This window comes from Paenibacillus sp. Negev47 (assembly GCF_058313655.1).
Genome location: NZ_CM177754.1, coordinates 4620859 through 4635967, shown reverse-complemented (window position 1 = coordinate 4635967; position 15109 = coordinate 4620859). Strand labels below are relative to the sequence as shown.

General features: G+C 48.0%; 11 protein-coding genes. All 11 read left to right on the top strand.

The window, feature by feature from the left end:
• Positions 1-70 precede the first annotated feature (70 nt).
• Positions 71-1672 carry an AraC family transcriptional regulator gene (locus AC4G47_RS20755; protein ID WP_491102433.1) on the top strand — a complete coding sequence of 534 codons (1602 nt, stop codon included), beginning with the start codon at positions 71-73 and terminating at the stop codon, positions 1670-1672.
• 108 nt (positions 1673-1780) lie between these two features.
• Positions 1781-2761 carry an ABC transporter substrate-binding protein gene (locus AC4G47_RS20750; RefSeq protein ID WP_491102432.1) on the top strand — a complete coding sequence of 327 codons (981 nt, stop codon included), beginning with the start codon at positions 1781-1783 and terminating at the stop codon, positions 2759-2761.
• Positions 2762-3586, top strand: a complete 825-nt coding sequence (locus AC4G47_RS20745; protein ID WP_491102430.1) for a hypothetical protein — start codon at positions 2762-2764, stop codon at positions 3584-3586.
• A gap of 235 nt (positions 3587-3821) precedes the next feature.
• Entirely contained in the window at positions 3822-4343 is a 522-nt protein-coding gene (locus AC4G47_RS20740; RefSeq protein WP_491102429.1) for a TetR/AcrR family transcriptional regulator, read from the top strand.
• A gap of 118 nt (positions 4344-4461) precedes the next feature.
• Complete coding sequence (locus AC4G47_RS20735; protein ID WP_491102428.1) at positions 4462-5415, top strand: SDR family NAD(P)-dependent oxidoreductase; 954 nt, start codon at positions 4462-4464, stop codon at positions 5413-5415.
• Positions 5416-5922: 507 nt separating this feature from the next.
• The gene (locus AC4G47_RS20730; protein WP_491106756.1) at positions 5923-10398 is read left to right on the top strand and encodes a beta strand repeat-containing protein; all 4476 of its coding nucleotides are present in this window, start codon (positions 5923-5925) and stop codon (positions 10396-10398) included.
• Between the two features lie 112 nt (positions 10399-10510).
• Positions 10511-10750: a DUF896 domain-containing protein gene (locus AC4G47_RS20725; protein WP_036670038.1), complete on the top strand. Its 240-nt coding sequence runs from the start codon at positions 10511-10513 to the stop codon at positions 10748-10750.
• Positions 10751-11080: 330 nt separating this feature from the next.
• Positions 11081-12508 carry an NAD(P)-binding domain-containing protein gene (locus tag AC4G47_RS20720; protein ID WP_491102426.1) on the top strand — a complete coding sequence of 476 codons (1428 nt, stop codon included), beginning with the start codon at positions 11081-11083 and terminating at the stop codon, positions 12506-12508.
• 138 nt (positions 12509-12646) lie between these two features.
• Entirely contained in the window at positions 12647-13132 is a 486-nt protein-coding gene (locus AC4G47_RS20715; RefSeq protein ID WP_491102425.1) for a hypothetical protein, read from the top strand.
• A gap of 239 nt (positions 13133-13371) precedes the next feature.
• The gene (locus AC4G47_RS20710) at positions 13372-14118 is read left to right on the top strand and encodes a DeoR/GlpR family DNA-binding transcription regulator (RefSeq protein WP_458126181.1); all 747 of its coding nucleotides are present in this window, start codon (positions 13372-13374) and stop codon (positions 14116-14118) included.
• A gap of 2 nt (positions 14119-14120) precedes the next feature.
• A complete protein-coding gene (pfkB, locus tag AC4G47_RS20705) occupies positions 14121-15032 on the top strand; it encodes a 1-phosphofructokinase (protein WP_491102424.1) in 912 nt (303 codons plus the stop codon).
• Positions 15033-15109: the final 77 nt, after the last annotated feature.

Here is a 15109-nt window from a genome sequence, read left to right as displayed (position 1 = left end):
TTGGGAGCTAAAAAATAGAGTGTAATCAGTTCATCAGAGAATCTGATCAGAGCAGGGAGGGGACGTCAGCATGGAGGAAAATGATTGGATCAAACGGCTGGAACAACTACATTTCTCTGCAGTCCACGTCTGCCATTACTCTAGCAATCCGGGGGCAGTTCAGCGTCGGATCTGGAAGAGGTTCGCCATTTGCAGGGTTATCGCTGGCAAGGGATCTTTGTCTATGGATAACGTTGTACATACGGTGTCTCAAGACGAGTGGTTTTTGTTGAAGCCAGGAATGCATGTGGAATTTCAGACGGATAGGGAAGCACCTGTCCGATATCAGATCATTTTATTTTCATGTGTGGCGCTTACCCGGAGTCGCAATGCTTGGCATACCGAGCCGTTTGATGTTCCTGTGACGGGCAAGCTTAATGCTCCTTCCAAAACACGTGATATTCAGGAGATGATGGATACCCTGGTGAGTGGAAAGCATTCTTTCACGAGTCTGGAAAAGACGCGCAGGAAACATCTTTTACATCAGTTGTTAATTCAGTTAATGATGCACGTAAAAGAAGCAACTCCCCCTGTAGCAGGGATGGATCTGGCACTTGAATATATGACGTATCAGTATATGGAAGACATTCGAATGGATCAGATGGCCCGCATGGCAGGGCTTAGTGTGAATCATTTTATAAGAACATTCAAACGGCAATTAAATATGACACCGATTGAATATATCTTGAAACTACGTATGGCGAAGGCCAAGCAGCTGTTATTTTCTTCAGATAAAATCAAGGAAATTGCGGAGCAAGTGGGTTATAGGGACGAGCACTATTTCAGCAGAGTCTTCAAGAAAAACGAAGGAATCGCCCCAACGTTGTATATGAAAAATAAAGTAAATCGCATTGCCACCTTGTATTACGGGTTGGACGATTATGTGATAACGCTCGGTTTGAGACCTGTGTCCGCTTTATCCTATGGACAGAGGGTGGCTCGTCATGTTGCCATACCTGCACTTCAAGCGCAAAGTCATCAGGGACTTATCCTGGATAGCTTCAATCAGAATTATGATGGTTTGAGGCGAATGAAACCGGACCTGATCATTACAAGTGATCGTTTGGAGCCGAATGACTCCCTGCATCGTATCGCGCCTACCGCCATGCTGGAGCATACCAACCAATTTGGCGAGAGGCTTCTGTATATGGCGGACATTATGGGGCGTACCGAACAGGCTGTACAGTGGATTGAACAGCATGCTGAACTGAGCCGGGTTCTTCGAGGGCGCATTCAATCGAGGTGGGGGAAGCAGAGTGCCATGTTCATCCGGGTGACTTCTCATTTCTACCGTATGTATGGATTGAATAACCAGACAGGGGCCCTGCTGTATGATGATCTTGGATTTCATTTGCCACGTGATTTTCCGGAACAACAGTGGGCTGTGGAGGGTGAAGTTCGTGATTTGCAGTTATACGACGCGGATCATGTGTTTGTAATGGTCGATCCAACGGAAGAGGCACGCGCTCAACTAAGGCAATTGCAGCAATCCAGTGAATGGTTGGCATTAAAGGCTGTTCAAGAAGGCCACGTATATAATGCAGGAGATATTTTCTTCAAAACGCTGGGTCCAACTGGACGCATGTGGGCCATGCGATATGTGGCAGAGCAACTTGGGGTTACCTTACGGTGATATTGTGCAAGAGAAGAGAGTGGAATAATCCATGGTAAGCCTGTTTGCTTTTCCCTACTATAGTGATAATGATTATTATTATTAAATAGTAGAGGGGATTTACTACAAATGGTAAGACAGAGAGCAGCAACTATGTTACTGTTGGCCCTGCTTGTGCTCGTTTTGGCGGCATGTGGCAAGGCCTCAGAAGTAACGGAAGCAATGCCTCCGCAACAGGATACACCTGTGGAAGAGAGTGGTACGCAAACGATTGAGCATCTTAAAGGAACAGCGGTTGTACCGCAAAAGATAGAGCGTATGGTGGTATTATCTGCTGCTTACATCGATCACATGTTGACGATTGGTGAGAAACCAGCAGGCGTTAATGTAGAAGTTCGTTACGGAGGAGATTATCTGCCTTACCTTGCAGATCAGCTTGCCGGTGTTCCAACGGTAGGGTCGGCAGATAGTCCTAACCTGGAGGCTATCCTTCAGATTGATCCGGATGTCATCGTTATTGAGAGTCGAACTGCCGAGAGTACGTATGATCAGTTGGAGAAAATCGCTCCTACGATTGTACTTGGTACCGAATGGCTGGATTATGCTGATGATACAACGTATTGGACACAGGATCTGTTGACCATTGCCGGGATGTACAACAAAGTGGATCTGGCGAAAGAAAAGATAGCCGAGGTAGAGCAGCAGGCGAAGCAACTAAAAGCGAAGATCGAACAACTGGATCAAAAAAAGCTGGCTTATTTGCGTGTAAGAGAGAAGACCTTGCAAATTTACGCGGCAAAAGGACATCCAACCAACACACTTTTGTATCATGATCTTGGATTTATGCCAACGGCTGTGACACCTGCCGAACAACGCGAGGACCTGTCCATGGAGAAAATTGCAGATGTGGATGCTGATTTCGTAGTTCTGGAGATTGACCCAAATGCCGATGAGTATTTAAACAGCATCAACGCAAGCTCACTTTGGAAGGGAGTACCGGCTGTTGGGGCAGATCAGGTCTATACGACAGACTCGTTCTGGTTGTTTAAGGGCTGGGGAGCGATTGGGCGAAGCGAGATTATCAACGAAGTTGAAGACATGATTCAATAGATGGCAGGATATCCAGAGCATGACTATTCAGAGATGTCGGAAGCATTACAGCATTTTTTTGTGACGACGATCCGAGCGAATTGCGATGATTCCAAGTATACTTTCCATGTGAAGGATCTGCTGAATGAAGAGAAACGAAACTCGATATTGCGTGAACAGGCTATGCAGCAAGGGCTTCAACTGGGCGGCAAAGGAAGTGCGGCCGTCGGTACACTTTTTGCCAAGCGTTACTCCGTATTCGTTATGTCCGTGATCTCAGCATTCAGTCTATACGATACTATACTTAGCGTTGCATACGATGATGTGTGGTTTGAATTGAATGGAGCAGGTGGCATGCGATATGAGACTCGGCTGGAGAGAACTTCTCTGGAGGGTGAAGATCCTGTTCAGCGCATATCAGAGAGCGGCTTGCTCAAGAAAAGAGTGCTGTTACATCTGGAACCTGTCCTGCGAGCGGTAGCCGTCGCTACAGGAGCGAGCGATAAGGTCATGTGGTCTCTGGTTGCGCATAATGTGCAACAATTGTATACACGTATGATCAATGATCAGAGCATATGGAAGACAGATGAACGGCTTGCAAAGATTCAAGCAGATCAAACCTTATGGCTGGATCGGCAAAACGATAATGCATGTGCATGTACATGTACATTTGCGAATGAGCTACAGCGCTTCGAACATTCAGCGTGGCAGGGACCGCCGTTCTTGATACGCCGATATTGTTGTTTGGCTTATCAGGTTGGGAGCAGCAGTCACGCACATGGATATTGTAACAGTTGTCCGAAGCTGGATTCGGAATCCCGAATGCGCAAACTTCTCCAGCAGTGAATTGACACTTTTGTACCGCATGGTACGAATCTGTTTCAGGCAATCCATGTTTTCTTCGGTTTCCAGTGGATAGAAACCTGTGATCGACAAGTTACACAACCTGCAGCGGCTTGAGCCAGCGTCTGCGGGTTTGTTGGCTTTGGACGGGTCCTGATACCTTTGCATTGAGAGATAGTATTCGTTATACTTCAAGCTATTGATCAATTAATCACTAACTATTGGAGGACGGATTATCATGGCTAAGGATACAGCAGCGTCGGTTAACCGGCGAAATGATATTATCTCTGCAGCGATTGAGGTCTTCGCGGAAATTGGCTATTATCGTGCAACGACAGCCCAAGTGGCTGAGAAGGCACAGATCTCACAACCGTATATATTTCGTTTTTTCAAAACCAAAGAAGCGCTATTATTAACTGCACTTGAGGTCTCGTGGACTCGGGTGATTGAATCGTTTCGAAGTGTAGTGGAGAAGGCGACACCAGTTCAGTTGGAGAATGATCTCATTGAAGCCTACGATAAGATTCTGGAATCTCACAAGAATGAAATCTTGCTTCAGATGCAGGCGCAAACGATCCGGGAAGAAGTTATTCGTCAGGCCATGCAAAAAGGCCTTAGTGATGTAAGAACCATGGTACTGGAAGCTTTCACAGTTGCAGGAATTGCTGAACCACTGAAAAGAACTATGATATTCCTGGCGATCGGGATGTTGTGTAATATATCTACTGCACTGGATATGCCGGAGCTGAAGGATCGATAGAGAGGGAGGGAAATTCCCTTTTGAATTTTAGTTATTGATCAATCACTAAATATGGTTTATATTGTTTTCAGATAAGTAATTGATCAATAACTAAATAGATGGAAGAGGTCGATATACGATGAAAAAAGCTATTGTGATTGGAGCCACAGGTGGAACAGGTGCAGCGATTACGGAGGAATTGATTAGACGAGGGATTTCTACGATCGCATTTGGGCGCTCCCGTCAAAAACTGGAGCAACTTGCGGTAAAATTGGGATCCCCGGATCACCTGCAAATCGTAGTGGGAGATGCATTTCGGTCGGATGATATTATGGCTGCTTCCCAAGGTACCGATGTCATATTTCATTGTGCGAATGTCCCTTATAACGAGATGGAGAGCAGGCTGATTCCGCTCGGCGAATCCGTGATGGCGGCGGCAGAACACTTGGGTCTTAACGTGGTTGTAATAGACGGAATCTACCCCTATGGCAGAAGACAAATGAAGGAGGTAACGGAAGAACATCCGAAACAGCCACATACCCGCAAAGGCAAGACACGACTTGCCTATGAACAGATGTTATTCAGCACAAGATGGAGCAGAGCTCAGGTGATGATCGTACGTTTGCCGGATTATTATGGCCCAACAGCTAATCAGGCTTCCTATCTGGGTTCAACACTTGAAGCGATAGCGAAAGGAAAGATGGCTTTTTTTATCGGAAATATGAAGGTACCGAGAGAGTATATCTATTTGCCGGATGCTGCGGTCATGGTGGTGGAGCTGGCAAGCAGAGATACGACGTATGGACAGAACTGGAACATTCCTGGATCGGGGATCATCTCGGGTCATGACATCGTGCGTATGGCACAGAAGGTTGCGGGGAGAAGCAAACCTGTGATGGCGTTAGGAAAAGTGGGATTGTCGTTGATTGGACTGGGTGTACCTGTTATGAAAGAAATTGTAGAAATGTTATATCTGACCGAGGAACCGCTGGTTTTGAGCAGACAGAAGTATGAGGAACGTATTGGCCCGGTTGTGGCAACCTCTTTTGAAGAAGGAATTGCTTTGACGATTAAAGAGCTGCAGGGGGAATAGAAGGGAATATATTTTTTAGATTAAAGTAATTGATTGATCACTAACCATTTAAAGGGATTCATAGGCATATTGAATATGGGGCGCACAAAGCTAGTCCCGGGCATAGAGTGTACTATTGTAAAATGCGGAGAATTGACGTGGTGTACAAGGAGGGGGGATTTTCTTGTGAGCGATATGTCTAAAAAGAAACGCAAAAATTCCTCAATCAGTAAAGTTAAACGGAAAGGCAAAAAATTAAAAAAGCACACCATCCCAAAGAAGAAGAGTAGATCTTGTAAGAAAAACAGACGTAAATGCAAAAAAAAGAAAAGCCACAGGAATCCTTTCCTTCGCGGACCACGGGGTTATCGAGGAATGAGAGGATTCACCGGAGCAACAGGTGCTACTGGGTTAACCGGGGATCCTGGGTATTCAGGCAAAAGGGGAGCAACCGGTTTAACAGGACGGACTGGGGCCACTGGAGCCACGGGAATAACCGGAATTAGTGGTGCTACAGGGATTTCAGGTGTGACTGGCACTACGGGAAATACTGGAGTAACAGGAGTTACAGGTGTTAGGGGTTCGACTGGAATCACAGGAAGTACCGGATTAACAGGGGCTATCGGTGTAACTGGGGCTACAGGTCCAACGGGAAATGTTGGTGAAACAGGAGTAGGTACGACGGGTTCAACCGGCATAACCGGTATTACTGGATTTACGGGTATCACGGGGGTGACTGGCCCGACAGGAAGCACTGGCGTGACGGGCTCGATCGGAGTTGCGGGTGTCACTGGAGCTACCGGTCCAACTGGATTTGGGGTGACAGGAACGACTGGCACAACTGGTGATACAGGAACCACTGGTATTTCAGGAGTAACAGGGGTTACCGGAACTACGGGGACTAGTGGAGAGACAGGCGCCACAGGTCTGACAGGAGCTACTGGAGCAACTGGGGTTCCCGGATTTACAGGAACCACGGGTATAACAGGAATTACAGGTACGACTGGTGTGACGGGCCCGACCGGTGCAACTGGAGAAATAGGGTTCACAGGAGGTACGGGGACAACTGGCGTAACAGGAATCACAGGCGCGACTGGTATTACTGGAGAGGGATTCACGGGTTCAACAGGAACCACCGGTATTACGGGTGAAACGGGTCTAACGGGGCCCACCGGGGCCACAGGCACAACCGGTACGACAGGTATCACCGGAGTTACAGGATTTACCGGCATCACAGGCACGACTGGTGCTACAGGAAGTACTGGAATAACAGGTAATACTGGCGAAACAGGACCAACAGGGGGCAGAGGTTCGACTGGTCTGACCGGTGCAACTGGAAGTACAGGTACCACGGGACCTACCGGTTCGACCGGCCCTACAGGAGAGACAGGGCTAACAGGTATAACTGGAGCTACTGGAAGTACGGGTGCGACGGGAACAACTGGTATTACTGGAGATACGGGTGTAACCGGAGTCACAGGTACAACCGGATTGACTGGTGAAACAGGAGCAACCGGTCCGACCGGCTTAACTGGCGTAACGGGACTCATGGGTGTGACTGGAGCTATTGGAAGTACTGGTGCTACAGGAATTCCAGGCGCCACTGGCGTCACCGGAGAGACGGGATTAACCGGGGTCACAGGTTCGACAGGTGTGACGGGACCGACCGGTGCAACTGGAGAAACGGGAATTACAGGTGCAACTGGAGAAACGGGAATTACAGGTGCGACTGGACTAACTGGTATTACCGGAACTACAGGTCCAACAGGAATCACAGGCACCATGGGAGTTACTGGAGCAACTGGCGCTACCGGAGAAACGGGAAGTACAGGTACAACAGGAACTACAGGATTTGCTGGTGAGACTGGTCCAACGGGTGCGACTGGAGCAACAGGAATTACAGGTACCACGGGAGTAACTGGCATAACCGGTGTAACAGGTACGACGGGATCCATGGGGGCTACTGGAATAACCGGAACGACGGGAATTACGGGGACAACTGGTGTCACTGGATTTACAGGTGTTACAGGGGCAACCGGTCCAACTGGAGTTACGGGTGCGACTGGAGCTACAGGAAGCACGGGAACTACAGGTGTTAATGGAGAAACAGGGGCCACAGGAAGTACCGGTATTACGGGCGTAACGGGACTCACGGGTGTGACCGGAGCCAGTGGTGTCACTGGGGAGGCTGGGAGAACAGGAATTACGGGTACAACTGGTGCTACAGGACCGACTGGAGGTACTGGGATAACCGGTATTACTGGATTTACTGGTATAACAGGCGAAACAGGTATCACAGGAGCGACCGGAACAAATGGTGTTACTGGTACAACCGGAGTCACTGGTGTCACTGGAGAGACGGGTTTAATCGGGGTCACAGGTACGACAGGTGTGACGGGGACAACTGGCGTAACCGGATTTACAGGAATTACTGGAGCCACAGGTGCTACTGGATTAACTGGTATCACAGGAGTTACGGGTGCGGCAGGAATCATGGGAGAGACGGGTCTAACAGGAGTTACAGGTACAACCGGCTTAACTGGCGCCACTGGCACTACTGGTATAACCGGTACAACAGGAATTACGGGTGCGACTGGAGCAACAGGCGTGACGGGAGTAACTGGTTTTACGGGTCCAACCGGTGAAACAGGAATAACTGGAGTTACTGGAGCAACCGGCTCAACCGGAACAACCGGCACTACGGGGACAACTGGGTTAACTGGTGTCACGGGACTCACAGGAGTTACTGGGGATACGGGTCTAACAGGGAACACGGGAGCCACAGGAGTGACAGGTTTAACTGGTGCAACAGGTGTCACTGGAGAAACGGGAATTGCAGGTGCGGCTGGACTAACTGGTATTACCGGAACCACGGGTGTCACAGGAGTGACCGGAGCCACTGGTATTACTGGAGAGACGGGATCCACGGGGGCGACAGGAACAACCGGCATTACTGGCATAACAGGTACGACCGGTATTACGGGGGAAACGGGGCTAACGGGCCCCACCGGAGCCACAGGCACAACAGGTACGACAGGTATCACTGGAGTGACAGGATTTACCGGAATCACAGGCACGACTGGTGCTACGGGAATTACCGGAGCGACAGGAACTACTGGCGTCACCGGAGAGACGGGGATAACAGGATTCACGGGTTTGACTGGTGTAACGGGACCCACGGGAGTTACTGGCGAAACTGGGGCTACTGGAGAAACGGGAAGTACGGGTACAACAGGAATTACTGGTGTAACTGGCGCGACAGGAATCACCGGGGTTACCGGCGAAACAGGAACAACCGGCACGACTGGCTTAACTGGCGTTACGGGGACAACAGGTGCGACCGGAGCAACTGGTGTTACTGGGGAGACCGGTCTAATAGGGAACACAGGTGTAACGGGACCTACCGGTTCGACTGGCCCAACTGGAGAAACAGGACTAATAGGCACGACTGGGGCAACGGGAAGTATGGGAGTCACGGGAGTTACTGGCGAAACTGGAACGACAGGTAATACAGGAACAACCGGAGCAACAGGTGTCACTGGAGATACGGGTCTAACAGGAGTTACCGGTACAACCGGATTCACTGGTGAAACAGGAGCAACCGGTCCGAACGGCTTAACTGGCGTAACGGGACTTACAGGTGTAACTGGTGCAACTGGAGAAACGGGAGTTACAGGTCCGACTGGACTAACTGGTATTACTGGAACCACAGGTATCACAGGCGTGACCGGAGCTACGGGAATTACGGGAGCGACAGGTTTAACCGGGGTTACAGGCACGACGGGATCTACAGGGGCTACTGGCATAACCGGTACAACTGGTGTGATAGGAGTTACAGGCGAGACTGGACTAACTGGAATTACCGGAACTACGGGTGTCACAGGCGTGACGGGAGCTACAGGAGACACCGGAACGACAGGTGCGACTGGAGAAACAGGGTTCACAGGAGCTACGGGTGAAACAGGAATCACAGGCACCACGGGAGTGACTGGCATTACGGGAACAACCGGAATTACAGGTGCAACCGGAATCACTGGCGTCACTGGAGAGACGGGGTTAACCGGGGTTACAGGTACGACGGGATCTACAGGGGCTACTGGCATAACCGGTATTACTGGTATAACTGGCGAAACGGGAATTACAGGAGCTACGGGTGAAACAGGAATCACAGGTACCATGGGAGTGACTGGCGTAACGGGACTTACGGGTGTGACTGGGCTGACTGGAGCAACGGGAAGTACAGGTACCACGGGATTGACTGGTGTAACCGGAGCAACAGGAATTACGGGTGCAACGGGTGAAACAGGTCCAACTGGCCCTACTGGAGCAACCGGAGCTACAGGAATAACCGGAACAGCAGGCATCACAGGGGTGACTGGTTCTACAGGAGCAACAGGTACAACCGGAATCACTGGCCCGACTGGAGCAACTGGCGTTACAGGCGCTACAGGGATCACAGGAACTACAGGTGCAACCGGGGCCACGGGATTGACAGGAGCCACTGGGCCAACCGGGCCCAACTTTGCAACACAAGGGTTCTCGGCCTTCCTGGCTACACTTTCTACAACAACAAGCACACAGTTAACCAACTGGACGACCGCGGCTCCTTATTATGGTAATGCCAACTTCAATGCAACAACAGGAAATTACACCGTCCCGGTAACAGGAAGATATTCGATTGTGGCCACGATCAATTATGCGACGACCGCAGCAATTGCTCTATCCCTGGGTGCTGGGGTTAACCCAGCCTTTCTTGTACAGAGAACATCACCTACGGTAACGACGCTTGTCAGTGGTTTGCTGCCCGTCCTAAATGTCGCAATTACACTACTAACTATACGGGCAGTTCTGGGAAGCAGCTCTGTTACATTGGCGGTTGAGGTCGCATTGAATGCGGGAGATGTGATTGGACTGTTCTATGCAGCAAATGGGCTGACGATTACGTTGAACCTGGGCAGTGGTGCTACGAATGGCATTGTGTGGTCTGTGCATGAGATTACCTAAAAATACTTCTTAACGGATTGTGCCTATGGACAAATTCGCAAAGTTGTAATAAGTTAGTTTGAAGATATTCGAAATATCTTTCGAAATTGGACTAACAAGTGAGGTGGATTTCATGATTCCTATTTTGGGACGCATTAACGAATTAAGTCGAAAACAACGCAGCAGCGTCGGTTTGACGAAAGCAGAACAGAGCGAGCAGCATGAGCTTAGAAAACAATATTTGCAGGCTATTCGAGGTCAGGTACTGACAACCATGCTGGCAGTATCCGTTGTGGACCCACTGGGTCATGATGTGACCCCTGAGAAATTAACTAATGAAAAATTGCAGCGCCGTGAACAGGCCGGCCAATAGCATTCCATTAAAAAGACAGACCAAAAGTTACATCTTGGTCTGTCTTTTTTATTTTCTGTAAAGCATCGATCTAGAAGGAAGCAACATCAAAAGAAGAGGGTACCGTCCAGTTAGGGTTTCGTACGAATTAACAAGCATGTTAGATATTTTTAGTTTTGATGACAATAAAGCTACCGCGAACTTCAAATCATCCCCGATAACTCATATAATAACGCTAATATATTTCATGATTACAAGTGAAAAACAGAATTTTCTTCATATAACTAACAAAAAACTAACATCAAAGATTTAAAAAAAGTTCATATGTGTCCTTGAAAGGGTTGATGAATCATGAGCCTGGAAGATTTGAATGAACGTGTGAAGAAAGATCTATCTTATTTGTCATTTGGTGGCTCAAACTGGGTACGCCCAAGAGAACATACGGATGGTCATGTCTATGATGTTGTCATTGTGGGTGGAGGTCAGAGTGGATTAGGGGCGGCATTTGGACTTCTTCGTGAACGGATCTCTAATATTGTCGTGATTGACGAGAATACCTCAGGCCTTGAAGGACCTTGGGAAACTTATGCGCGTATGGTTACTTTGCGGACACCCAAGCATCTGACTTCCATCGATCTGGGTATTCCTTCGTTAACCTTTCGCTCATGGTGGGAAGCACAGGTGGGGCCTGAAGGTTGGGAAGAGGTAGACAAGATCCCGCGTGGAGACTGGATGAATTATTTGCGGTGGTATCGGGAAGTATTGAATCTGCCTGTTCTTAATGAGATAGAATTGACGCTTGTTGAGCCTATGGAGAACGGAATACATCGACTTCATGTGAACAAGGCAGGAACTCAGAAGGATGTCCTACTTGCTCGTAAAGTCGTCCTTGCTACGGGAATACAAGGTGGCGGCGAGTGGCATGTACCTTCCATGATTGCTGACAGATTACCTCGGGAGTTGTATGCCCATACATCTGAAACGATTGAGTTTGATCGTTTAAAAGGTAAAAGAATTGCGGTGCTTGGTGGTGGTGCTTCTGCTTTTGACAACGCGAGCTATGCCCTTGCCACAGGTGTGGCGGAAGCTCATGTATTTGTACGGCGGGAACAGCTGCCTAGTGTTAATCCCATTCGTCAGATGGAACAATCCGGTATGATCGAGCGATACCACGCTCTTCCGGTTGCTGATAAATATGAAGTGATCTCTCATTTCTTCAAATTCAATCAACCACCAACCAACGATACGTTTAATCGTGCGGCAGCCTGGCCTGGATTCGAATTACATTTGAACTCGCCTTGGCTGAGTGTAGAAGCATCGGATCAGGGAGCGATTGTGCATACCCCACAGGGAACATTTACGTTTGATTTTCTGATTATTAGCACGGGTCTGCTTAGTGATCCGGCTCTCCGTCCTGAACTGAAGCTTGTTGAGCCACTTATCGCGCGTTGGGAGGACTGTTATCAGGCTCCGCCAGAGCATCGAAATGCATTACTGGATGCACATCCATACCTGAGTTCCGGGTTTGCGATGACGAGCAGGAGTGAGCAGGGTGAGAAAACGCTGCACGGACTGTTTGTATTCAACTACTCTGCACTTGCCAGTTGTGGTCTGTCGGCATCGGCAATATCGGGAACCAAGAGCGCGGTGCCCAAACTGGTCTCTGCCATAGCGGATCAGTTGTTCCTCGATGATCGTGAGGTTATTCTGCAACAATTCTATGCGTATGAAGAAGAGGAATTTACGGCTACATGGGTGAAAAGTGGTGCCCTCGGCTAAACGAATATACTCCATAAGTTAGTGAGCGTGTGGCATCTGATGCTGCACGTTTTTTTATTTTTCACAGGATGAAGGTTACACTTGCCTCTAATTTGTTGTAAAATGTCGGTTGGAACATGTTAAAGGCAGGGATAATAGATGAATGAAATGAACTATGAGCAATTTAGGGCTCATTTGAAGAAAGCGTCGCGTAAACGAAATGTACCTTTGATTAAAATCGTTGCATTTCAAGAGAGATACATGAAGATTGAAGAAGTTCAATTTTACGATGTGGAACAAAATCATATGAGTGTTCAGGCCTGCAATACGTTGTGGATGCATCTGGAGAATAAATCTTTCCGTAATATGGTGTCCCAACATTTGCAGTTTTATAGAGACATGGAGAATCTCGGTCGGCATTCCTTTGAGAATCTGATCAAAGAACTATATGATACGTCTGTTCCTGTGCTGCTCGATTACAATCCCGCTGATTATTATACCTTGGGGCAATTGGCTGAGATTCTGGTCATGGATGAGGAGAGGTTGATTGAACAATTGGAGATGGGCCGCTTCAAGGGGGCTTTTATTAATGAAGAAGGCAAATGGCTTAAACCCAAACCGGATGCAATGGTTGTAGAGTCATAAACGCGCATGAAAATCCTATGAATAGTTAAATCCTGCAACGCCGCGCTTGAAGCGCCGGATGCTGCAGGATTTTTAATGGATACGAAGAGCACGGAATGACATCTTTATGATGGTGCGGAAGAGTATGAGTTACGTAAGTCGAAAGATGCGGGTTTTTGAAGGTTTTTAAATTATTTTGAATGAAAGTGGTTGTTTTTTGAGGGATTTATGATACTATAGAAGCAGTTGGAGGAATGAAGATGCTGACTGAAGAACGATATGCTGCAATTATAGAGCGCTTACATTTACAGGGAATTGTGAAATTGCAAGAGCTTGTTGATATTTTAGGTGCTTCTGAATCAACGATTAGACGAGATTTGATTGATCTGGAGAGTCGTCAGATGCTCAAGCGCATCCACGGTGGTGCCGCACTGGTGAATGAAAAAACGCTGGAACCGGGCATGGAAGAAAAAACGTTCAAAAACATTCAACAAAAAACGACGATTGCCCGTTTGGCTGCACAGGAGATCGAAAATGGCGAATGCATCTATCTGGATGCAGGTACGACAACGTTAGCCATGATTCCCTTTATTGAAGCCAAGGACGTAACGGTTGTTACCAACGGGCTTTCACATGTTGAAGCATTGGTCAGCAAGCGCATTCGCAGCTACTTGCTTGGAGGTATGATGAAAATTCATACCAAAGCAGTCATTGGCAGTATTGCATTACAGAACATGGATAATTTCCGTTTTGATAAATGTTTTCTTGGAAGCAATGGAGTGGACCCTGAGATGGGGTATACAACACCTGATCCCGAGGAAGCCTTGATTAAAAGGCGTGCACATCAATTGTCGGGAAAATCTTATGTGCTGGCTGATTCCAGCAAAATAGGGGAAATTACTTTTGCCAAATTGTTTGATTTGGAGGAGGCCGATTTGATTACCGAGCATATGCCAGAACACTGGCGGCCTGGAATCGCCCAGAAAACTAAAATAATTGAGGGATAACGATGATATATACGATAACACTTAACCCGTCCATTGATTACATCGTGGAAGTGGATGAGCTGAAGCTTGGCGGACTGAATCGAATGAATCGGGATTTGAAGCTCCCTGGTGGCAAAGGCATTAATGTCTCTCGCATCCTGAATCAACTTGGGGCAGATAACACGGCTATTGGTTTCCTTGGTGGATTCACGGGACGTTTCATTAATGACAAGTTGCATGAAGATAACATCCGAACTGACTTTGTTACGATTGCAGATGATACCCGCATTAACATTAAGCTGAAGCATGGAGAAGAGACCGAGATTAATGGTCTTGGACCTGCAATAAATGCAGAAGAGGCAGATCAGTTGCTACGCAAATTATCTTCATTGCAAAAAGGAGATATTGTTGTTCTGTCCGGAAGCGTCCCACCTTCTCTTGGCTCGGATTTCTATGATCGTCTCATTAAAGTATGCAAGCAAACGGGTGCCGAATTCGTAATTGATACGACTGGACCTGCGCTAATGGAAGCACTTGTACATGAACCATTGCTGGTGAAGCCGAATCATCATGAGTTGGCTGAACTGTTCGGCGTAACCATCGAGACTCGCGAGGAACTGGTGTTATACGGGCGTAAGTTGCTTGAAGCTGGTGCTAAACATGTGTTGATCTCCATGGCAGGCGAAGGTGCATTATTCATTACCAAAGCGGAAGTTCATCATGCGAATGTACCAAAAGGTAGCGTGAAAAATTCGGTCGGTGCCGGAGACTCCATGATTGGCGGATTCGTAGGTACCTATGTTCTGAACGGGGACCTGCTGGAAGCTTTCCGGACAGGGGTTGCATCCGGAAGCGCGACTGCGTTCTCCGATGACCTGGCAACACGTGAACAGATTGATGAACTGCGCAATCAAGTAACCATTACGGCGATCTAGTCTAACGGGCCTATAAATGTAATTCATTGTAATGTAGTGCGGCCTGCACATCGCAGGCCGATAGAACTTAAGGGAGT

What these genes read in the sequence shown, in the direction of transcription:
- AC4G47_RS20755 (WP_491102433.1), top strand. Translation starts at nt 71, where the DNA reads ATGGAGGAAAATGATTGGATCAAACGGCTGGAACAACTACATTTCTCT.
- AC4G47_RS20750 (WP_491102432.1), top strand. Translation starts at nt 1,781, where the DNA reads ATGGTAAGACAGAGAGCAGCAACTATGTTACTGTTGGCCCTGCTTGTG.
- AC4G47_RS20745 (WP_491102430.1), top strand. Translation starts at nt 2,762, where the DNA reads ATGGCAGGATATCCAGAGCATGACTATTCAGAGATGTCGGAAGCATTA.
- AC4G47_RS20740 (WP_491102429.1), top strand. Translation starts at nt 3,822, where the DNA reads ATGGCTAAGGATACAGCAGCGTCGGTTAACCGGCGAAATGATATTATC.
- AC4G47_RS20735 (WP_491102428.1), top strand. Translation starts at nt 4,462, where the DNA reads ATGAAAAAAGCTATTGTGATTGGAGCCACAGGTGGAACAGGTGCAGCG.
- AC4G47_RS20725 (WP_036670038.1), top strand. Translation starts at nt 10,511, where the DNA reads ATGATTCCTATTTTGGGACGCATTAACGAATTAAGTCGAAAACAACGC.
- AC4G47_RS20720 (WP_491102426.1), top strand. Translation starts at nt 11,081, where the DNA reads ATGAGCCTGGAAGATTTGAATGAACGTGTGAAGAAAGATCTATCTTAT.
- AC4G47_RS20715 (WP_491102425.1), top strand. Translation starts at nt 12,647, where the DNA reads ATGAATGAAATGAACTATGAGCAATTTAGGGCTCATTTGAAGAAAGCG.
- AC4G47_RS20710 (WP_458126181.1), top strand. Translation starts at nt 13,372, where the DNA reads ATGCTGACTGAAGAACGATATGCTGCAATTATAGAGCGCTTACATTTA.
- pfkB (WP_491102424.1), top strand. Translation starts at nt 14,121, where the DNA reads ATGATATATACGATAACACTTAACCCGTCCATTGATTACATCGTGGAA.